This is a genomic window from Streptococcus hongkongensis (genome assembly GCF_053206145.1).
This window is the reverse complement of record NZ_JBRUGD010000006.1, coordinates 1-20,037: the sequence shown is the minus strand read 5'-3', so window position 1 is coordinate 20,037 and position 20,037 is coordinate 1. Positions and strand designations below refer to the sequence as shown.

Here is a 20,037-nt window from a genome sequence, read left to right as displayed (position 1 = left end):
TTAGTCTTTATGATCAAGCTCACGTAGTAACTGGTCAATTTTGTTACCATAGGCAATGGAATTATCTTTTTCAAAAATTAAATCCGGAATTTTATACATGGTTAGATTTCTACCAAGCTCACGTTTAATTGTTCCAGTTGCTTTTTCTAAGCCTATTTGGGCCTTTTGATTATCTGAAGCTAAGTCACTCATCAAAGTGTAGTAAACTTTAGCAGCAGATAAGTCACCAAGCATTTGAACTTCTGTAATGGTAACACCTTGAACCCGTGGGTCACGAACTTTCTTTTGTAAAATATCGTTAACTTCACGTTTAATTTCCATTCCAACACGATCAATACGATGATTTGCCATATGAAATTCCTTTCTAATACTTATTAATAAGAAGTAACCTCAGTTATCTTTGTCAGTATCACTTACGAATCACTTCTTCCATTACGTAAGCTTCTAAATTGTCATCCACTCTAAGATCATTGAAGTTTTCAATCATCAATCCACCTTCTTGAGCATTCCCAACTTCTTTTACATCATCTTTATAATGTTTAAGACTTTCAAGCTTCCCATCAAAAATAACGACACTATCACGGATTACACGTACACTTGAGTCGCGAGTGATTTTTCCTCTTGTAACCATGAAACCACCAATTGTACCAACTTTAGATACCTTAAATGTTTCACGAACAATAGCTTCACCAATGATTTTCTCTTTGTAAACTGGATCCAGTTTACCTTTCATTGCTTCTTCTACCTCTTCAATCACTTTGTAAATAATGCTATGAAGACGAATTTCAACTTCGTCAGCGTCAGCTTGTTGACGAGCTTGTGGCGTAGGACGAACATTAAATCCAATAATAACAGCATTTGAAGCTTCTGCCAATGTCACATCCGACTCATTAATTGCCCCTACAGCTGAGTGAACAACATTAACACGAACCCCTTCAACTTCAATTTTCATTAGAGAAGCAGCTAAAGCTTCTACAGAACCTTGTACATCTGCTTTAATAATTACATTGACTGTTTTAATTTCACCCGCTTTAAGGGTATCAAACAAGTTATCAAGGCTTACGCGTTGTGTGTTTTGACGTTGTTTAAGAAGTGCACGTTTTGCACGTTCTTCACCAGCAGCACGTGCTGCTTTTTCGTCTTCATAGACTGCGAAATGATCACCTGCCATTGGCGTTTCATTCAAACCAGTGATTGAAACTGGTGTTGATGGCAAGGCGAATTTCACACGACGACCTAAGTCATTTGTCATAGCACGGACACGACCAAAAGTATTACCAATAACAATTGGATCTTGTACATGAAGTGTACCTTGTTGAACAAGTAAAGTTGCGACTGCACCTTTTCCTTTATCAAGACGAGCTTCAATCACTGTACCAATAGCACGAACAGTTGGATCAGCTTTAAGCTCTTCAACCTCAGCAACTAACAAGACTGTTTCTAAGAGTTCGTCAATATTTTTGTTGAACTTGGCTGAAATTTCAACAAACTCACAGTCTCCACCCCAAGCAGTTGAAATAATACCATGCTCAGCTAACTCTGAGATAACACGTTCTGGGTTTGCACCTGGTTTATCAATCTTATTGATTGCAACGATAATTGGAACTTCAGCAGCTTTTGAGTGATTAATAGCTTCAATTGTTTGAGGCATAACACCGTCATCAGCTGCTACAATCAGGATGGTAATATCTGTTACAGAAGCTCCACGTGCACGCATGCTTGTAAATGCCGCGTGTCCAGGGGTATCCAAGAAAGTGATTTTTTTGCCAGCTTCTTCAATTTGATAAGCCCCAATATGCTGAGTGATACCACCAGCTTCACCTGTTGCAACACGTGAATTACGTAACGTATCTAAAAGTGTTGTTTTACCATGGTCAACGTGTCCCATAATTGTTACAACTGGTGCACGTTCAACAATGTTTTCAGGGTTAAGATAAGTTTCATCATCGAAGAAACGCTCAATATCAGCATTATCAACTTCTACTTTAGCAGTTGCATCAATACCATAATCAACCATTAATAATTCAATTGTATCACCATCAAGAGATTGGTTTTGAGTGGCCATAATGCCCATCATGAAGAGTTTTTTAACAATTTCTGCTGGTTCACGTTTAATACGTTTTGCAATTTCAGCAACCGTCATACCTTCTGTATATTCAAACTCTTTTGGCAATTCATGAAATTTACGCTCTGTTACTGGTTTTGGAGCTGAATTGTTATTTCTGTTATTTTTACCTTTTTTAGGTTTTTTATTCCAGTTACTATTTCTTTGATTTCTCACTTGGTTCTGATTATTCCAACTTTTCTTAGTTTGCTTTGGTCCGTCTTCAGTTCGTTGATTGTCATCATGAACTTTTTCAGGACGATATTTCTTACGACGCTTGTCTGCAGGCTTAGCAGGACTTACTACAACTTCCGGAGTAGCTGTCACTTTCGTGGCAGGTTTTGTTTTCAGCGCTTCTTGTTCAGCCTTAGCCTTTTGCACTGCTTCTTGTTCAGCTAACCGTTTTGCTTCTGCTTTAGCCTTTTCGGCTAATCGCTGAGCTTCTTTAGCTTGTCTGAAGTCATCCTCACGTTTACGAGTATATTCTGCATTTTGTTCTGCTTTCAAAGCTGCCGCTCTGGCTTTAAAATCAATTTTACCTGCATTGGGTTTAGCCACAGCAGTTTGACTTTGATTTCCTTGAAAATGGTCTTTATTACCATTATCTTTTTTGAAAGCTTGTTTCTTTTCTTGCGTGTGATTTCCATCTCTAAAAGATTGACGGTTACCCCTAGATTGATTAGCATGTCTAGGATTACGTTGTTGGTTATCACGGTTTGAGAAACCACCTTGTCTCTGATTTCTCTGATTTGATTGGCGACCATTTGATGATTGTTGGCCACTAGCTTGTCTTGCCGCTTGTTCTTTTGCTCGAGCTTCGCGTTCAGCCTTAAAATTACGACTTTTCGGTTTTTGTGGTGTATTTGGAGCTTGTGATGTCACTGGTACTTCTACTGCTTGCTTTTTAGCTTCTTGTTCTTTTGAACCATCAACTTTAGCTGGCTGTGAAAGTGTTTCTTTTTGACTAACAGTCACTTTTGGTTCTGCTTTTTCAACTTTTGGTGTTGGTGTTGAAAAACTTGAAATGATTTTTTGAGCATCATTATCTTCAACACTTGATGCATGACTTTTAACGTCTAAACCTAAGTTTTTGGCGTGGTCCACAACTTCTTTACTTGTTTTACCAATTTCTTTGGCAATTTCATGTAATCTTCTTTTTGACAATTTGTGTCCTCCTATTCGTCTATTCCATAAGAGTCCTCATTTTCTTTGAAAATCCAGCGTCTGCAACTGCAACTACTTTACGTGGTTTACCTAGTGCAGCACTTAATTCCAGTGCGCTAAACACTGTGGAGACTTCTACATTATAATATTTACTTTTATCAGTTACTTTTTTCGTCACATTTGGTCCTGCATCATTTGCTAAGAAAACTAACTTAACTGCTTCTTGCTGAATAGCTTTAACAACTAATTCTTCCCCAGAAATAATTTTCCCCGCTCTTTGCGCAAGACCAATTAGATTTGACAATCTCTGTAAGTTATTCAAGACCTAACTCTCTTCTTTTGACTTTGTGATCAACATAAGCAATCAATTCATCGTAAAAACTCTCTGAGACTTCCATTGAGAAGCTACGATTAAAGACCTGTTTTTTCTTTGCCTGTTTTGCCTCATCATTGTCAAGCTTAATATAGGCACCACGCCCATTTTTCTTCCCAGTTGGATCAATAAAAATATCCCCTTCTTTTGTCTTAACAATACGAAGCAAATCACGTTTATCTATTGTTTCTCCTGAAACAAGTGATTTGCGTAAAGGTATTTTTTTTTCTTTAGGCATAAAACACCTCTTTTCTTATTCTACCTCGTTTGTAGGAGTTGCTATTTCTTCTACAACTTCGGCTAATTGATTTTCTTGCTCAGCTTCCATACGTTCATAGTCACTAGCAGATTTGATATCAATACGGTAACCAGTTAAGTGTGCAGCAAGGCGAACGTTTTGTCCACGACGACCAATAGCAAGTGACAATTTACTATCTGGTACAACAACCGTTGCACGTTTTGAATCCGTTTCATCAAACAAGACCATGTCAACCTCAGCTGGTGCAATGGCATTGTAAATAAATTCAGCAGGGTCTTCTACCCATTGAATAACATCAATGTTTTCTTCGACAGGGATTTCGATGCCAGTTTTTTGATCAAAACGTTTTGGATGGAATTTACTGATAACTTTTTTAATGTTACTTCCACCGCGTCCAACAATGGTACCAATAGCATCAACATTTGAATTATGACTGCGTACTGCAACTTTTGTACGATCACCTGCCTCACGAGAAACACTCATGATTTCCACTGTTCCATCAAAAACCTCTGGAATTTCTTGTTCCATAATGCGTTTGATGAACTCCGGATGGCTACGACTTACAAATACGTTAACACCTTTAGGATTGTTTTCTACTTTGTAAACATAAACCTCAATACGATCATGTGATTTAAAGGTTTCACCAGGAATTTGATCTTGGTGAGATAATTGAGCTTCAAGCGATCCCAAATTAACATAGATAAAACGTTGATCAAAACGTTCAACAGTACCTGTCATGATTTCACCCTCATGTTCTTTGTACTCATTGAATGTCACTTCACGCATCTGACGACGCATCTTTTCCATAATAGTTTGTTTTGCAGATTGCGCAGCAACTCGGCCAAACTCTGTAACAGATTCTTCAAAACGAATCTTATCACCTAGTTCATAAGCTGAACTAATGGCTAAAGCATCTTTCAAACCAATCTCTAAACGGCTATCAAAGACTTCCTCAACAACTTCACGAACTGTGAAGACTTGAAAATCTCCCGTTTTTTCATTAAATTCAATAACACAAGACTCTGATTGACCATAGCGACGTTTATAAGCAGATTTTAGTGACTCTGTAACTGCCTCAATAATGTCGCTTTTGTTAATATGTTTTTCTTCTTCCAAAATACGGAAGGCTTCTAGCATTTCTTTGCTCATAATGTTTACGTTCTGTCATAAGACACAGAACAAATTTCCTTTCTGAGATAAATTGTAAATCTCTCAAAAACCGATTCTAACAGTTTATTTTATAATTTAACTGCTAACCGTGCTTTTGCGACAGATTGATAAGGGATTTCAACAGTTTTTTGACGCGTTTTATCCAAATAGTTAATTGTCAAGGTTTGGCCATCAAATGCGATCAAATCCCCTTGATAGACCTTATTCTTATTGATAGCTTTATAAAGGCTAACATTAATATAAGAACCTATAGCATTTGTTATACTATCTACTGTTTTCAATGGTCTTTCTAAACCCGGACTAGATACTTCAAGCATGTACTGTTCCGGAAAAGGATCAGGTGTAATCTGATCGAGAATAGGACTGATAATCTCTGTTAAAAAACTAGTATCTTCTACAGTAATTCCTCCCTCTTTATCAACAAGAATACTTAAAACGTAATCACTTCCCATTTTTTCATATTCAACATCAACCAATTCAAAAGGTGTTTGAATGCTTGGGGCAACCGCCTCTGTAACGGTATCAATAATAGATTGATTAGCTATTGTAATGACCTCCTTTTCAACTCTCTAGGACTTAGGATTTCTCCCTCGTTTTTTAATTTCAATACAAAAGTGGCGAGAATTTTCTCACCACCTTTCTGTATTAGTTATTAGCATTATATCATAAAATGATAAAAACGCAAGTAATAACCCACTTCTACCTCGTAATTTTCAGTCAATCTTAATTTACTAAACAATCCTCTCATCGAAAAGATTGTTTATATATAGTAGTTTTTGACGGGTGAAAAACGGGTGAACCTCTTAAAAACCTTATTATATCAATAGGATAAAAGGAGAGGAGGGGATTCGAACCCCCGAGCCCGGTTAAGGACTACACGCTTTCCAAGCGTGCGCACTCGGCCACTATGCGACCTCTCCATATCGAAGTTGTTAAGCATAACAACTCCATAAACTAACTGATTAAAATTGCGCCTCTAAACGGTAGATAACTTGACCTTTACTTGAAAATTTCGCTTCGTACTCTGTCATAACATTACCTTGGTAATCACTGGCATGTAAATCAAGCCAAACCTGATTAAGAGTCATACCAAACTGGGACATACTTGCCAAACTATATTCAAATAGGCCACGATTATCAGTTTTAAAGTGGATTTGACCATTTTCTGGTAAAATTTCCTTGTATGTTGCTAAAAACTCTTTGTAAGTTAAGCGACGTTTCTCATGTTTCGTTTTTGGCCACGGATCTGAAAAATTGAGATAAAGAAGATCAATCTCACCATTTTCAAAATAGTTGGTCAAACTTGAGCCATCAACACGCAACAACTTAACATTGGAAACTCCAGACTCTATAACTTTATCCAATGCATAACTAAGTACAGAAAGTTGGATATCAATACCGATATAATTAATATCTGGGTTTTGTTGGGCCATGCCGGTTACAAAGCCACCTTTACCAGAACCTACTTCAACATGTATAGGGTTATCATTTCCAAAAACTTCCTTCCACCGCCCCTTAGACTCTTCTGGTGTCAAGAGGACATAATTAGGATAATTTTCGAGATGCTCTTCGGCACCTTTTCGTTTTCTAACTCGCATTATTTCTTTCTAAACAGTTCTCTAAATCGACGGAGTGCATAAATTTCTTGGTTGACATGTTCCATATCTCTTTGATCAAAACATTTCAAAATTTGTGTCAGATAAGATAACTGACCATACCAAGCAATCTTACTCATCACTTTATCGTTATTTTTATAACCATAATAGGCTAACCACTCTGGCCAACGGGATTGCGGAATATAATGACTTAACAAGTAAGCTACATCATACATCCTATCAGTCAATCGAACAGAATCCCAATCGCACAAGTAAATCATACCACTAGTCGTAATAACCCAGTTGCTATGCTTAATATCGCCATGAACAATTGTTGCTACTTCAGCTCTGAAAGCTGGTAAACTCTTTTTCAACTCTTTAACTATATCCTGTAAGTAAGAGTTTTGCTGAATTTGCAGTGGCGCATTTTGTTCAAAATCAATTAATAAATCATATGGATTTTCAATTTTATAATTTAATTGCAAGAGCTGATTAACTAACTGTTTTGATTTATGAAGGCGACTTAAAATTTGAACAATCTGCTTACTGTTCATATCTTCACGATTTAAAATTCGGCCATCTAACCATTCTTGCGCACTCATCATATCCCCATTACCTAGGCGTTTTGCCCATAATAATTGAGGAGCAATTTGTTCTTTAGCCAGGGCAGGTAAGATTGGTGTTGTATTTAATTTAATAAAAACATTATCACCATTAGGATAGCTTCCTTTATAGGCCTTACCGCTCTTCCCTTTCAAGGGCGTTAATGTCAAGTCCTGATCTGTAGTTGTCAAGCAATCGCCCTCCTTTTCTTTTCTAATCACTTATTCCTATTTTACTTGTTTTACTCAACTTAGTCAATTATGTTCTTTAACTTATAAGGCAAATAGATTACTGTCATCACTAAAAAGAAGGCAACCATTTCCAATGCGTTAACAAGAGTCCCTGAGAAACCTATTTCAATCGCTAACAAAACTGCCGAAATTGCACGTAACAATATCAATAAATCCTTCTTTTTCTGACTATTTTCTCCAGGGTATAAATGCGTCAGATAATGATAATCAAAATGATGATAGAGTGATAACAATTGAAATAAAAGAAGGTAATTAAAAATTGAGGCTAGCATCAAGGATAAGTATGTATTACTTATAAAAATCAATGATAAGAGTGCTAATACGGTTAATCTAAAAAATAATCCCAAGTAATCTGAACTTCTTAAGAAAGCACGCGCATAAAGATTTAGCCAATGGGAACCTGATTTTTTACTAACAAGTTGTAAAATGGGATTCAAGTATGTTCTTTTTTTAACACCACTTGTAATTCCTTTAACACTTACAAATAAGGAATAAAATTTTAAGATTTTTTGTTTCCGTCGATTCTCACTGTTGATACTTACAGTCCAGTTTAATCTATCTTCAGTCATAAGCGCAGCAACTTTTTTTGCTTGTATAAACCACTTGATGATTGCTAATCCTAAAAGCATGAGGAAAAAAAGCACAAGCGATAGACCAAGCCTTGCATAAATAGGAAATAGTATGGTTAAACAAAGCGATTGGAACAAAACACCAGTAATGAAAGACTGACGTCCTGCAGTTTTGATGTGGTCGATCAGCTTATCTTCTTTGGCTAGCAAGAACTGTTGATCGGCCTCTTCAATATAAGTCGCAACCGCTCCTGTCTGCAATAAGAAAACGGTTAGCAAGAATAAGCAAATCATAATCGGCCACGTTTTTTTAGGAAAATGCTGTAAAAGTTGACTGTACTGATAAAGAATGTAACCCAGTAGGAAGACTAAGACAAGGACAAAGTGATCATTAAAAACATAGGGAAGATATTTGCGATGGTGTTTTTGAAAATTTTGCTTTCGTTTCTTAAACAATTCTGTCATAACTAACCCTCTTTTGTTAAGGCTAAGTAAATATCGTTAAGACTAGCCTTGGCATCACCAAAGGAAGAGCGCAAATCTTCTAATGTCCCTTGAGCACGAATCTGTCCATGGTGCAAGATAACGAATTGATCACACATTTTCTCTGCCGAGTCTAAAACGTGTGTGCTCATTAAAATGGACTTGCCCTTCTTTTTTTCCTCTTCCAAATAGGCAATTAAATCTGCGATTGCCAAGGGGTCGAGCCCAAGAAATGGTTCGTCAAGGATAAATAAGCTTGGGTCTATAATAAAAGCACAGATAATCATTACTTTTTGCTTCATCCCTTTCGAAAAATGAATCGGATACCAATCCAATTTGTCTTCTAGTCGGTAAGTCTTCAATAAAGGTTTAGCTCTGTCATGTGCTTGGTCAATTGACAAATCATAAGCCATTGCAATAGTCTCAATATGTTCAGCCAATGTTAATTCTTCATAAAGACTTGGTGTTTCTGGAATAAAACCAATTTTTTTGCGATAGGCTACCCGATCTTCTTCAAGTGAGATCCCATCAATTGTAATCTTACCTTTATAAGGTCTCAATAAACCAATAATTTCATTAATAGTGGTTGATTTTCCTGCACCGTTTAATCCAATTAAACCAACCAATTGCCCATCTTCTACAGAAAAGGAAATGTCTTTTAAAACAGGAATATTAATATAGCCACCTGTTAGATTTTCAATTTTTAGCATAATTACTCTTTCTAATGTTTTCGTCTAACTCCCATTATAACAAAATCAGCCCGAGATAGTGACAGAAAGATTAGCCAGACCAGTAATAATTAAACACGTTTTCATGGTCACTTTTTTGTAATTTCAAAAAAATGTGATTCGAGGTCAAAATACGTGATGCCAACCTCCCATATAAATAGTACAGTTTATGACTAGATTTTGATATACTAATAACAGTTACATTTATCAAATTTGAAGCGTAGGTGACAAAATATGGACAATTGTATTTTTTGTAAAATTATCTCCGGTGAGATTCCATCTTCTAAAGTTTATGAGGATGAACAGGTTTTAGCCTTCTTAGATATCACTCAAACAACTCCAGGACATACTTTACTTGTTCCCAAAAAACATGTGCGACACGTCCTTGATATGGATGCTGATTTAGCTAGTGAAACTTTTTCACGTTTACCAAAAATTGCGCGTGCTCTACAAAAAGCGACCGACGCGCCTGCTATGAACATTATCAACAATAATGAAGAAGTTGCCGGTCAAACTGTATTCCATGCCCACATTCACTTGATTCCGCGCTACAGTGCTGAAGATGGGATAGCTATTTCATACACTACGCACGAACCTGACTTTGAAGCACTAGCTTTATTAGCCCAAAAAATCCAGAAGGAGATTGTTGAATGAGAATGAATTCACTGATAACTTTTGGCTTAGCCGCTTATACATCGTTTAAGGCTTATGAAAATCGTGACAAAATTAAGTCCAGTTTTAAAGAATCTGTAGAAGCCAAGAATGCCATTCAATCAGACCTTGACCGTATTAAAGCAAATTTAGCTGTGATTAAATCCGAGACAGCTAACATTCAAGCCATCAACCAAGAGCTGACCTACAAATTGAGAAGGTTTAACAAAGAAACCGAACCGATAATTCTACAGATTAAAGAGCGTATGGAAAAATACCAAACACCTTCTGAAGACAAGTAAAAGAGATTCTTTTCAAAAAGAATCTCTTTTTTTATTGTGATGGTATTACTGACGTAGAGCCATCATTTGGAACTACGGGTGTTGTCAGCGCTGGAATTGAACTATTTGCTGTCGACGCTGAACTTGATGGATAAGTCTGAACAGGGACACTACTGTCAGATGGAACTACGGGCGTCGTGTTATTTGGAACCGAACTGTATGTTCCTTGATTAGTAGTATCTGAATAATTCGAGTAATTATCTACAGAACTTGGAACCGAAGATTGATCTTGAATTTTACCAATTTGACTCGTTCCATTCAATTCCTCATAAGTCACTGCACTTGTTTTTAACTCAGTAACCTGAGCGAGACCTAGCTGTTTACGGATTTGATTTTGAATAGTCAATAAATGCTCTTCCGTAACAATTTGATACGAACCACCATCAGCTAAAGTGGCATCTTCTCCTTTTAGCTGGTGTGCCTTAATTTTTTTCAAAGCATCCGAATAAGCTAGTAGATTTGGAATAGTATCCGAAGAAATTTCAATATTTGTTTGCATATTGCTACTTACTGCACGCAAAATTTTGCGATAAGAACTCACACTACCTAGGGCTAAGATTTTTTGTAGTACTTTTTGAATGACTATTCTTTGGCGTTTTTGCCGTCCATAGTCTCCTTCTGGATCATCATATCGCATACGAGCATAAACAAGTGCCTGTTCCCCATTAATTTTATGGGTTCCAGGAGCTACTGTTGATTTGAATTCTGGCTCATGTTCTGAAATAGAAATCGGAAAATTAAATTCATTTGTAACTGTAATGCCTCCGACAGCATCAACCAAATCAACTAAGCCTTGCATATTAATCCGAACATAATTGTCAATCTTAATATTAAGTAAGTCTTGAACTGTCATAATGGCCATCTGAGCGCCACCGGCAGCATAAGCGGCATTTAGTTTTGCTTCTACGCCGTCCATTGAATTAGATTTTGGCCCAGATAGTTTAATGAGGATATCACGCTCTAAACTGGTCATTGTTGTTTTTTTCGTTTCTGGATTGATGGTCACTAAAATCATTGAATCGCTATTGCCATCCCATTTTGACTTTCTTTCTGACGACCCTGTATCCACTCCCATTAACAAAATTGAGAAGGGCTTTGTTTGTTTTATTGCCGTACTTTTCTTCCCAGAGGTTGAAAAATCTTTAAAGGTTTTTGATAATTCATTTGTTGAATAATGATAAGCACTTGTCGCATAAACCCCTAAGGCCACTACTGTTGTTATTAAAATAGCAGAGAGCATGAGGATAATTTTTTTTCCTATTTTCATTCGTTTCCTTACTTATTTAATAATTTACCCATTAAATAGGCATCTGAATAATTGCCATTAATAGATTTGACTGCGAATCGACGTTGTCCTTCAATTACAAAATCAAAAGACTGATAAAGTTTGATAGCCGCTTTGTTGGCAACTTGAACCTCTAATTCAATTTTCCTAATTGATTCCGTTTGTTGAGCCCAATCAAGCCCAAGTGCCATCAATTCTTTGCCAAGACCTTGTCCTCTAAACCTTTTATCAACTGCAATAAAAAGTTCACTAATATGATTAGTATCATCATATGGCCCAGTTGACATATTTACCAACCCAATCAATTGATTGTTTACCTTTGCTAGCAAGCAGATAGAGTCACTCCTTTGAGCTAACCGTTCCAATGATTGACCAAGTTCTTTAGCATCAATATCAAGAATAGCCTGCATTTCAGACAAAAAATGAGACTCCAAACTGATTGATCTTAGGAGTTCTTGAATAGCTTGCGCATCACTAGGTTGAGCTTCCTCAATTTTAAGTTCATAAGTTGGCATCTAAAAACCTCTTAGCTAACGCATCTGAACGATTTCCATGTGATCTAAGTGATAGCGAACGGCCAGAATCAACTTTATCTATAGTAATGGCTAAGTAATCATTAAAAAGAGAGCTATCAAGCAATTCTCCCCACTCAATGACAGTTACACCTTGCCCATAAATAAAATCATCTAAATCAATTGAATCTGGATCATCACCAATACGGTAAACGTCTAGATGATATAAGGGTAATCGCCCCTCATATTCTCGGACAATTGTATAAGTTGGGCTCTTAACCATTTGAGTGATCCCAAGACTTTTGGCGATACCTTTAGTAAAGGTTGTTTTTCCAGAACCTAAGTCACCACTTAAAACAATGACATCTCCTTTTTGGAGAGCCAGTCCTAATGTGTTACCAAATGACATGAGCTCATTTTCATTCTTACTATAAAACATAAAGCTATTATAGCACTAATCATTTTTTCTTCCAAGCAGAATTTGAGAGACAGAAAAAAAGAGAAGCCTAAGCATCTCTCCCGTTAATTATAAAATGGCTAAGATAACAAAGTTTAGGATGAATAAGAATGTTGCACCCCAAAGAATTGGATGAACTTCCTTAGCTTTTCCTTTAACAATTTTCACTAAGCAATAGAATATAAATGCGCCAGCGATTCCATAAGAAATAGAATAACACAAAGCCATAAAGAAGGCTGCAAAGAATGCGGGAAGCGCATCTTCAAAGTTACTCCAGTCAACGTCTAGGAATGATGAAACCATCATGACCCCGACAATAATGAGTGCTGGTGCAGTTGCGGCAGCTGGAACAATCCCAACTAACGGCAAGAGCAAGGTTGAAAGTAAGAAACAGACAGCAGTTGAAACAGCTGTTAATCCAGTACGTCCCCCTTCAGCAATACCTGCTGCAGATTCAACATAAGTGGTTGTATTTGATGTTCCGAATAAAGCACCAATAGATGTACCAATCGCATCCGCAAAAAGTGCACGGTCCATTTTTGAACTAAAACCTGTACTATTTTCAAGTGCTTCTTCGTCAGCTTCGGAGAAGATTCCTGTGCGACGGCCGGTACCAATAAATGTTCCAATTGTGTCGAATGTATCTGATAAACTGAAAGCAAAGATTGTCATAAGTACTAATGGAAGACGGCTTGAGTCTTTAAAGAGAGATCCCATACCACCAAATGCTGCCAAGAAAGTTGTACCAAGTTCATTGAAAGCTTGACCAATATGGTTTACCCCAAAGTTAACTGCTGACAGGTCAACAACACCTATCGGAATACCTACCAAAGTTGTTACAATGATACCAATTAAAATGGCTCCGCGAACATTTCTGATAACAAGTACAGCCATCAAGAGCAAACCAAAGATTGCTAGGAGTACACTTGGATCTGTGAAGGTTGAAATGGCCGGAACAACGCCACCATTTGCGTTGACAGAATAGATACCATGAGCAAACGTTTTTGCTGTTGCTTTAGCTGGGTCAACGCCATTTACGGCAACAATATTTTGTGCTGATAATGAGAAATCAATAATATTTGCATTTTTGAAACCAAGGTAAGCAACAAATACTCCAATCCCACCACCAATGGCATGCTGTAAACTAAGTGGGATAGCTTTAATGATACTCTTACGGAATTTTGTAACGGTGATAAAGATATTAAATAATCCACAAATGAAAACCATTCCGAGTGCTTCTTGCCAAGTAAATCCTAATCCAAAGACAACTGTATAGGTAAAGAAGGCATTTAATCCCATACCTGGTGCTAGTGCATAAGGTACATTGGCGAACAAGCCCATGATAAGTGTCGATATAGCTGCAGCTATAATAGTTGCCAGAAACACCGCTTTAGTAGGCATACCCGCTGCACCAAGGATGCTTGGGTTGACAAATAAAATGTAAGACATGGCAAAGAAAGTTGTTAAACCTGCAACAATTTCAGTTGAAACAGTTGTCCCATTTTCTTTTAAATTAAAAAATTTCTCCATAATAATGGAATCTCCTTAAAAATATAAACTTGAATCAAAAAAAGCATCATCACTACGGATGGGCTTCCTCAAGTGGTTATTTTTTATCGTTTTACGAACGATAAAACAATTATAACACTAAAACGTTCAATTTTCAATAATTATTTATCGGTTTTATTTTTGTGAATGAAGAAAAAATAATTTTTTCCTTTATATAAGCGTATTTTCTGATATAATTTAGCTATGAGAAAAAAGATTATTGCAATTGATTTAGATGGCACACTCCTTCATCAGGATAGTACTATTTCAAATTACACAAAAGATATTATTAACAAAGTACAAGATAAAGGGCATCACGTCGTTATTTCAACAGGTCGACCCTATCGTATGGCCTTAGATTACTACCTCCAACTCAATTTAAAGACCCCTATGATTACATTCAATGGTGCTCTAACACACATGCCAGAGCAAAAATGGAAATACGAACACAATGTAACATTAGGAAAGAATTATTTATTGGATATCCTCAAACATAAAGATGATTTTAAAATGGACTTTATTGCTAGTGAATACCGAAAAAACTTCTATATTACAATGGATAATCCTGATAAAATTGACCCTCAATTATTTGGAGTTGAAGAAATCACTAATGATATGTCTCTGGAAATAAGTAAAATTACTCGTAATCCCAATGCCTTATTAACACAGACTCACCATGAAGATAAATACGCATTAGCTAAAGAAATGGAAAGCTTCTTTAATAAGGAAATCCAAGTGGATTCTTGGGGAGGGCCGCTTAATATTCTGGAAGTATCCTCTAAGAATATCAATAAGGCTTATGCCCTCAATTACTTGCTCACTATTTTCAATAAAGACAAAAAAGATGTCATTGCCTTTGGCGATGAGCATAACGATACAGAAATGTTAAGCTTTGCTGGTACAGGTTATGCTATGAAAAATGCAAGTCCTGTACTTCTACCCTATGCTGATCATCAGCTGACACTTTCTAATGAGGAAGATGGCGTTGCAAAAAAACTAGAAGAGCTTTTCTTATAAGTTGAAACGAAACCACTATTTTTGCTATTAAGTGGTTTTTTCTTTGAATCATTTTTCAAAATTCGATTTGATTTTCTGAAAACCTATTGAATTTATATGTCATAGCAATAAAAGCTTGATGTATAAAATCATTAGATAATATTATTCTATAGCGGAAGCTGATTATATTCTACTAAATACTGAAAAATTTTTCATGTTCTATAAAATTTTTGAAAAAGGTATTGCTTTTTCATTGAAAACGTTTTAAAATAAAGACGTTCTTGAATTTCGTTTTTTTGAAAAAGAATTGCCAAATTTAATTTGGAAGGAGATTATTCTTCTTCAAGTTAGCGAAAAATATTTTTATAATAAGGAGGAAGAACAAGAATGGGTATCGGTATTATTATTGCCAGCCACGGCAAATTTGCTGAAGGTATTCATCAATCTGGTTCAATGATTTTTGGCGAACAAGAAAAAGTTCAAGTTGTAACTTTTATGCCAAACGAAGGACCTGATGATTTATATGGACACTTCAACAATGCTATCCAACAATTTGATGCTGATGATGAAGTCCTTGTACTGGCTGACCTTTGGAGTGGATCTCCATTTAACCAAGCTAGTCGCGTAATGGGAGAAAATCCAGAACGTAAAATGGCAATCATCACAGGTCTAAACTTGCCTATGCTTATTCAAGCTTACACTGAGCGTCTTATGGATGCTGAAGCAGGCGTTGAAAAAGTTGCAGCAAACATTATTAAAGAGTCTAAGGATGGTGTTAAAGCACTTCCTGAAGAACTTAACCCAGTTGAGGTTGCACCTGCAGCCGCTGCTGCTCCTGCTATTCAAGGTGCTATTCCAGAAGGAACAGTTATTGGAGATGGCAAACTTAAGATCAACCTTGCTCGTATTGATACGCGTCTTTTACACGGACAAGTTGCAACAGCATGGACTCCAGCTTCAAAAGCTAACCGTATCATCGTTGCTTCTGACACAGTTGCTAAAGATGACTTGCGTAAGCAATTGATTAAACAAGCTGCTCCTGGTGGCATTAAAGCAAACGTTGTGCCAATCAGCAAATTAATTGACGTTTCTAAAGACCCTCGCTTTGGTAATACCCAAGCTCTTATCCTCTTTGAAACTGTTCAAGATGCACTTCGCGCAGTTGAAGGTGGCGTACAAATCGACGAACTTAATGTTGGTTCAATGGCTCACTCAACTGGTAAAACAATGGTTAACAACGTATTATCAATGGATAAAGATGACGTTGCAGCCTTTGAAAAATTACAAGAACTTGGCGTTAAGTTTGACGTTCGTAAAGTTCCAAATGATTCAAAGAAAAACTTATTTGAACTAATCAAAAAAGCAAACGTTAAATAGTCATCTTGACTGATTTTCTAAATGGGATTTTTAATAACGAAGTATGTTGTTACGTCTTATACTTCAAGTATTATTGGAAATCATTATCTACTTCGAAAGGATTACAAAATGTCAGATATTTCAATTATTTCTGCAGTTTTGGTCGTTATCGTTGCCTTCTTCGCTGGTCTTGAAGGTATCCTTGACCAATTCCAATTCCATCAACCACTTGTTGCTTGTACATTAATCGGTTTAGTTACTGGTAATTTAGAAGCTGGGGTTATGCTTGGTGGCTCACTTCAAATGATCGCTCTTGGTTGGGCAAATATCGGTGCTGCTGTTGCTCCAGATGCTGCATTAGCTTCAGTTGCTGCTGCAATTATCATGATCAAAGGTGGTAACTTCTCTACTCAAGGTATCGCAGTTGCAACAGCAACAGCTATCCCTCTTGCAGTTGCTGGACTTTTCTTAACAATGATTGTTCGTACTGTTTCAGTTGCCTTGGTACATACTGCTGACAATGCTGCTAAATCTGGTAACTTTAAAGCAGTTGAACGTGCTCACTTCATAGCCCTTCTTTTACAAGGTCTTCGTATTGCCATTCCTGCAGCCCTACTTATTGCTATCCCTGCACATGCCGTTAAAGATGCCCTAGGCATGATGCCAGATTGGCTAAACGGTGGTATGGCTGTCGGTGGTGGTATGGTTGTTGCCGTTGGTTATGCTATGGTTATCAACATGATGGCTACTCGTGAAGTTTGGCCATTCTTCGCTCTTGGTTTTGCTTTCGCAGCCTTAAGCGACCTTACACTTATCGCTCTTGGTACAATCGGTGTCGCAATTGCTTTCATTTACCTAAACCTTTCAAAACAAGGTGGTAACGGTGGTGGAACTGGTGGATCTAACGATCCAATCGGCGATATCCTTGAAGACTACTAGAAAGGGGCCTAAAAATGACTGAACAAATTCAATTAACAAAAGCTGATCGCCAAAAAGTTTGGTGGCGTTCACAATTCTTACAAGGTTCTTGGAACTATGAACGTATGCAAAACTTAGGTTGGGCATATGCATTAATCCCTGCAATTAAAAAATTGTATACAACTGAAGAAGATCGTGCAGCTGCGCTTTCTCGTCACTTAGAGTTCTTTAATACTCACCCATATGTTGCTGCCCCAATCATCGGTGTTACTTTAGCCCTTGAAGAAGAAAAAGCAAATGGTACTGACATTGATGACGCTGCTATCCAAGGGGTTAAAATTGGTATGATGGGACCTCTTGCAGGTATCGGAGATCCAGTATTCTGGTTTACTGTACGTCCTATCCTTGGTGCACTTGGTGCTTCACTTGCTACTACTGGTAACATTGTTGGACCATTATTATTCTTCGTCGGATGGAACCTTATCCGTATGGCATTCTTATGGTATACTCAAGAGTTTGGCTATAAAGCTGGATCTGAAATTACTAAAGACATGTCAGGTGGTATTCTTCAAGATATTACAAAAGGTGCTTCAATCCTTGGTATGTTTATCCTTGCTGTATTAGTTGAGCGTTGGGTTTCTATTAGCTTCACTATTGATCTACCTGCTAAACTTCTTTCAAAAGGTGCATACGTTGAATTCCCTAAAGGTCCTGTAACAGGTCCTGAACTTAAAGGAATCCTTGGCAACGCAATTGGTGGTATGAGTCTTGATAAATATCAAGCACAAACATTACAAGGTCAATTAAACTCACTTATCCCTGGTCTAATGGGACTTCTACTTACATTCTTATGTATGTGGTTGCTTAAGAAAAAAGTTTCTCCAATTACAATCATTATCGCTTTGTTTGCAGTTGGTATCCTTGCTCGTGTTGCTGGAATCATGTAAGACTACAAAACCTGAGACTCATATCTCAGGTTTTATTATTTTCAATGATAGGCGCTTTCTTAAGTCTTTTTGATATGTTATAATAGCAAAATAAACATAAAAAGGAATCACTATGGCACAATCTTTAAATAAAAAAGTAGCGTTTCAGACCACAGGTGTATCTTATTTAGGCATGGGTGGAAAAGTAGGAAAATTCCTAGTTGGTGATCAAGCTATTGAATTTTACAATGATAAAAATATAGAAGACTATATCCAAATACCTTGGACTTCGATCAATACAATCGGTGCAAATGTTTCAGGAAAAAAAGTCAGTCGACACTTTGAGATTTTTACCGATCAAGGCAAATTCTTGTTCGCTTCAAAAGATTCAGGAAAAATCCTTAAACTGGCGCGAGAAAATATCGGCAATGAAAAAGTTGTTAAACTGCCAACACTGATTCAAATGATGATCAAAAAATGGTTTAAAAGAAACTAAAACTGCTAGGTAGACCTAGCAGTTTTTTATCATTCTGTATATGGAAATTTATCGTCTAGCCAGTTGCCGATTCGTGCCACTTGAGCTAATTTGAAGATTTTGAGTCGTAATTTTTCGACCAAAAATGCAAGTAGGTAAATAATGATACTGACTCCTAAAATTAAAAAAGGATAGAGTAAAATAGGTGCTTTGATAAATGGTTCTGCAAAATCTCTAATCACAAATCTTACCAGTAAAGGATGAAGGTGGGCTAAATAGACACCTAATGTTGTTGGAGAAACAATTGTAATAAAGGTCAACACCGCTTTACTTTTGGGTTTTTTCATCTTCGCAAAGACAATAAACAAGGAAATAGCACCCATTGTTAACGTTGGTGAAACATACCAATACCAAATATTACCAACAATAAATTTCATACTGTAAGTAAACACCATACAAACTGCATAAATCGTGATTAATTTTTTCAAACTATATTTTGTCAAATCAATACGATACAAATAGGCACCAACAATATAAAGTATGATTAACCATGTCATTTCAAACCCTTTACTAAGTGAAAATTCAGTAACCTGATTGTTCATAAAAGCTGGTAAAAATGAGAAGAAAACAGCCATCAGGATAACTAAGTTTCGCAACTGAGTATCCGTCATTGATTTTAGCCCCCCGTTTATCATCGGCATAAAGATTAAGAGTCCAAAATAAGCCGTCATGTACCAATACTCGCCACTAACAATCGGAAAGAAGGCGTGACGCCAATCTTCTAAAGTCACATTAAAGCCAAATAAAGCAAAAATAAGTGTCATCGTAAAAGTGTAAAAGAAGACTTGTAACCAAATATTTAGTAATTTTGAATACTTATAGGTAGAGCGAGCACCTACGTAACCGGAAATTAAGGCGTAACAGTTAACAGCCCCATAAACCAAAACCTGAATAATCCAAGTTACAATAAAATATGAATCCGGTTCGCCTGAAACACTTGAACGAAGGCCACCTTTACCTAACACATGTGTCACCACAATCATGAACATTGAAATAATGCGTAATAAATCGAGACCATAATGGTGCTCTTTTTGTCGTGTAGTTGTCATGAAACAAGTTTATCACAAGTTATATAATTATTCTATTGGCAAATTACAAGTTCAAGTTAGCCATTTAGTAAAAACTCTTTAGGAGATTTATAATCTAGTATTTTTTTAGGATAGTTATTTATCCAATTTTCAATGAATGCGACCTGTTTTAGGGTCGCATTCTT

General features: G+C 36.7%; 22 protein-coding genes, 1 tRNA gene and 1 pseudogene. 7 read left to right on the top strand and 17 right to left on the bottom strand.

Annotated elements, in window-relative coordinates:
- From rbfA to ACVRZD_RS04745, 11 genes are all read right to left on the bottom strand, one after another.
- Window positions 1-351 carry a 30S ribosome-binding factor RbfA gene (gene rbfA, locus ACVRZD_RS04795; protein ID WP_037625671.1) on the bottom strand — a complete coding sequence of 117 codons (351 nt, stop codon included), beginning with the start codon at window positions 349-351 and terminating at the stop codon, window positions 1-3.
- 58 nt (window positions 352-409) lie between these two features.
- A complete protein-coding gene (gene infB, locus ACVRZD_RS04790; protein WP_447450315.1) occupies window positions 410-3,268 on the bottom strand; it encodes a translation initiation factor IF-2 in 2,859 nt (952 codons plus the stop codon).
- Between the two features lie 19 nt (window positions 3,269-3,287).
- Window positions 3,288-3,590 (bottom strand): YlxQ-related RNA-binding protein, encoded by a 303-nt coding sequence (locus ACVRZD_RS04785; RefSeq protein ID WP_037625673.1) that lies wholly within the window; start codon window positions 3,588-3,590, stop codon window positions 3,288-3,290.
- Window positions 3,583-3,879 carry an RNase P modulator RnpM gene (gene rnpM / locus ACVRZD_RS04780; RefSeq protein WP_447450314.1) on the bottom strand — a complete coding sequence of 99 codons (297 nt, stop codon included), beginning with the start codon at window positions 3,877-3,879 and terminating at the stop codon, window positions 3,583-3,585. The genes ACVRZD_RS04785 and rnpM overlap by 8 nt, the downstream gene beginning before the upstream one ends.
- A gap of 15 nt (window positions 3,880-3,894) precedes the next feature.
- Window positions 3,895-5,049 (bottom strand): transcription termination factor NusA, encoded by a 1,155-nt coding sequence (nusA, locus tag ACVRZD_RS04775; protein ID WP_037625677.1) that lies wholly within the window; start codon window positions 5,047-5,049, stop codon window positions 3,895-3,897.
- A gap of 89 nt (window positions 5,050-5,138) precedes the next feature.
- A complete protein-coding gene (gene rimP, locus ACVRZD_RS04770) occupies window positions 5,139-5,621 on the bottom strand; it encodes a ribosome maturation factor RimP (protein WP_037625679.1) in 483 nt (160 codons plus the stop codon).
- Window positions 5,622-5,903: 282 nt separating this feature from the next.
- Window positions 5,904-5,990, bottom strand: a tRNA-Ser gene (locus ACVRZD_RS04765).
- Between the two features lie 42 nt (window positions 5,991-6,032).
- Window positions 6,033-6,668 (bottom strand): tRNA (guanosine(46)-N7)-methyltransferase TrmB, encoded by a 636-nt coding sequence (gene trmB / locus ACVRZD_RS04760; protein WP_037625680.1) that lies wholly within the window; start codon window positions 6,666-6,668, stop codon window positions 6,033-6,035.
- A complete protein-coding gene (gene ccrZ / locus ACVRZD_RS04755) occupies window positions 6,668-7,459 on the bottom strand; it encodes a cell cycle regulator CcrZ (protein ID WP_447450313.1) in 792 nt (263 codons plus the stop codon). Before ccrZ ends, trmB begins: the two co-directional genes overlap by 1 nt.
- Window positions 7,460-7,518: 59 nt before the next feature.
- Window positions 7,519-8,553 carry an ABC transporter permease gene (locus tag ACVRZD_RS04750; RefSeq protein ID WP_037625681.1) on the bottom strand — a complete coding sequence of 345 codons (1,035 nt, stop codon included), beginning with the start codon at window positions 8,551-8,553 and terminating at the stop codon, window positions 7,519-7,521.
- Window positions 8,554-8,555: 2 nt separating this feature from the next.
- Complete coding sequence (locus tag ACVRZD_RS04745) at window positions 8,556-9,281, bottom strand: ABC transporter ATP-binding protein (protein WP_037625683.1); 726 nt, start codon at window positions 9,279-9,281, stop codon at window positions 8,556-8,558.
- Window positions 9,282-9,533: 252 nt separating this feature from the next.
- On the opposite strand from ACVRZD_RS04745, the gene ACVRZD_RS04740 reads away from it, so the two are divergent.
- Window positions 9,534-9,953: an HIT family protein gene (locus ACVRZD_RS04740; protein WP_037625685.1), complete on the top strand. Its 420-nt coding sequence runs from the start codon at window positions 9,534-9,536 to the stop codon at window positions 9,951-9,953.
- Window positions 9,950-10,252, top strand: coding sequence for a hypothetical protein (locus tag ACVRZD_RS04735; protein ID WP_037625687.1), 303 nt, complete (start codon window positions 9,950-9,952; stop codon window positions 10,250-10,252). Before ACVRZD_RS04740 ends, ACVRZD_RS04735 begins: the two co-directional genes overlap by 4 nt.
- A 31-nt stretch (window positions 10,253-10,283) precedes the next feature.
- Here ACVRZD_RS04735 and lytR read toward each other — a convergent pair whose 3' ends face one another.
- From lytR to ACVRZD_RS04715, 4 genes are all read right to left on the bottom strand, one after another.
- Window positions 10,284-11,558: a glycopolymer--peptidoglycan transferase LytR gene (gene lytR, locus ACVRZD_RS04730; RefSeq protein ID WP_037625688.1), complete on the bottom strand. Its 1,275-nt coding sequence runs from the start codon at window positions 11,556-11,558 to the stop codon at window positions 10,284-10,286.
- Between the two features lie 8 nt (window positions 11,559-11,566).
- Entirely contained in the window at window positions 11,567-12,091 is a 525-nt protein-coding gene (locus ACVRZD_RS04725; protein WP_447450312.1) for a GNAT family N-acetyltransferase, read from the bottom strand.
- Entirely contained in the window at window positions 12,078-12,527 is a 450-nt protein-coding gene (gene tsaE, locus ACVRZD_RS04720; protein ID WP_037625690.1) for a tRNA (adenosine(37)-N6)-threonylcarbamoyltransferase complex ATPase subunit type 1 TsaE, read from the bottom strand. Before tsaE ends, ACVRZD_RS04725 begins: the two co-directional genes overlap by 14 nt.
- 87 nt (window positions 12,528-12,614) lie before the next feature.
- The gene (locus ACVRZD_RS04715; protein ID WP_037625693.1) at window positions 12,615-14,075 is read right to left on the bottom strand and encodes an NCS2 family permease; all 1,461 of its coding nucleotides are present in this window, start codon (window positions 14,073-14,075) and stop codon (window positions 12,615-12,617) included.
- Window positions 14,076-14,297: 222 nt separating this feature from the next.
- Here ACVRZD_RS04715 and ACVRZD_RS04710 point away from each other — a divergent pair, with 222 nt between their 5' ends.
- From ACVRZD_RS04710 to ACVRZD_RS04690, 5 genes are all read left to right on the top strand, one after another.
- Complete coding sequence (locus ACVRZD_RS04710) at window positions 14,298-15,110, top strand: HAD family hydrolase (RefSeq protein ID WP_037625694.1); 813 nt, start codon at window positions 14,298-14,300, stop codon at window positions 15,108-15,110.
- Window positions 15,111-15,476: 366 nt separating this feature from the next.
- Complete coding sequence (locus tag ACVRZD_RS04705; RefSeq protein ID WP_037625696.1) at window positions 15,477-16,466, top strand: PTS sugar transporter subunit IIB; 990 nt, start codon at window positions 15,477-15,479, stop codon at window positions 16,464-16,466.
- A 108-nt stretch (window positions 16,467-16,574) separates the two neighbouring features.
- Window positions 16,575-17,384 (top strand): PTS mannose/fructose/sorbose transporter subunit IIC, encoded by an 810-nt coding sequence (locus ACVRZD_RS04700; RefSeq protein ID WP_447450334.1) that lies wholly within the window; start codon window positions 16,575-16,577, stop codon window positions 17,382-17,384.
- Between the two features lie 14 nt (window positions 17,385-17,398).
- The gene (locus ACVRZD_RS04695; protein ID WP_037625698.1) at window positions 17,399-18,310 is read left to right on the top strand and encodes a PTS system mannose/fructose/sorbose family transporter subunit IID; all 912 of its coding nucleotides are present in this window, start codon (window positions 17,399-17,401) and stop codon (window positions 18,308-18,310) included.
- Between the two features lie 112 nt (window positions 18,311-18,422).
- Window positions 18,423-18,785 (top strand): DUF956 family protein, encoded by a 363-nt coding sequence (locus ACVRZD_RS04690; RefSeq protein ID WP_037625700.1) that lies wholly within the window; start codon window positions 18,423-18,425, stop codon window positions 18,783-18,785.
- A 29-nt stretch (window positions 18,786-18,814) separates the two neighbouring features.
- On the opposite strand, the gene ACVRZD_RS04685 is transcribed toward ACVRZD_RS04690, so the two are convergent.
- Both ACVRZD_RS04685 and ACVRZD_RS04680 read right to left on the bottom strand, forming a co-directional pair.
- Window positions 18,815-19,873 (bottom strand): acyltransferase, encoded by a 1,059-nt coding sequence (locus tag ACVRZD_RS04685; protein WP_447450311.1) that lies wholly within the window; start codon window positions 19,871-19,873, stop codon window positions 18,815-18,817.
- A 56-nt stretch (window positions 19,874-19,929) separates the two neighbouring features.
- A pseudogene (locus tag ACVRZD_RS04680) lies at window positions 19,930-20,037 on the bottom strand (IS30 family transposase); the annotation flags it as partial.

Coding starts and splice junctions, on each gene's coding strand:
- ACVRZD_RS04710 (WP_037625694.1), top strand. CDS start 14,298: ATGAGAAAAAAGATTATTGCAATTGATTTAGATGGCACACTCCTTCAT.
- ACVRZD_RS04740 (WP_037625685.1), top strand. CDS start 9,534: ATGGACAATTGTATTTTTTGTAAAATTATCTCCGGTGAGATTCCATCT.
- ACVRZD_RS04735 (WP_037625687.1), top strand. CDS start 9,950: ATGAGAATGAATTCACTGATAACTTTTGGCTTAGCCGCTTATACATCG.
- ACVRZD_RS04700 (WP_447450334.1), top strand. CDS start 16,575: ATGTCAGATATTTCAATTATTTCTGCAGTTTTGGTCGTTATCGTTGCC.
- rbfA (WP_037625671.1), bottom strand. CDS start 351: ATGGCAAATCATCGTATTGATCGTGTTGGAATGGAAATTAAACGTGAA.
- rnpM (WP_447450314.1), bottom strand. CDS start 3,879: ATGCCTAAAGAAAAAAAAATACCTTTACGCAAATCACTTGTTTCAGGA.
- ACVRZD_RS04750 (WP_037625681.1), bottom strand. CDS start 8,553: ATGACAGAATTGTTTAAGAAACGAAAGCAAAATTTTCAAAAACACCAT.
- tsaE (WP_037625690.1), bottom strand. CDS start 12,527: ATGTTTTATAGTAAGAATGAAAATGAGCTCATGTCATTTGGTAACACA.
- ACVRZD_RS04745 (WP_037625683.1), bottom strand. CDS start 9,281: ATGCTAAAAATTGAAAATCTAACAGGTGGCTATATTAATATTCCTGTT.
- ACVRZD_RS04725 (WP_447450312.1), bottom strand. CDS start 12,091: ATGCCAACTTATGAACTTAAAATTGAGGAAGCTCAACCTAGTGATGCG.
- ACVRZD_RS04690 (WP_037625700.1), top strand. CDS start 18,423: ATGGCACAATCTTTAAATAAAAAAGTAGCGTTTCAGACCACAGGTGTA.
- trmB (WP_037625680.1), bottom strand. CDS start 6,668: ATGCGAGTTAGAAAACGAAAAGGTGCCGAAGAGCATCTCGAAAATTAT.
- lytR (WP_037625688.1), bottom strand. CDS start 11,558: ATGAAAATAGGAAAAAAAATTATCCTCATGCTCTCTGCTATTTTAATA.
- nusA (WP_037625677.1), bottom strand. CDS start 5,049: ATGAGCAAAGAAATGCTAGAAGCCTTCCGTATTTTGGAAGAAGAAAAA.
- ACVRZD_RS04715 (WP_037625693.1), bottom strand. CDS start 14,075: ATGGAGAAATTTTTTAATTTAAAAGAAAATGGGACAACTGTTTCAACT.
- ACVRZD_RS04685 (WP_447450311.1), bottom strand. CDS start 19,873: ATGACAACTACACGACAAAAAGAGCACCATTATGGTCTCGATTTATTA.
- ACVRZD_RS04695 (WP_037625698.1), top strand. CDS start 17,399: ATGACTGAACAAATTCAATTAACAAAAGCTGATCGCCAAAAAGTTTGG.
- ACVRZD_RS04705 (WP_037625696.1), top strand. CDS start 15,477: ATGGGTATCGGTATTATTATTGCCAGCCACGGCAAATTTGCTGAAGGT.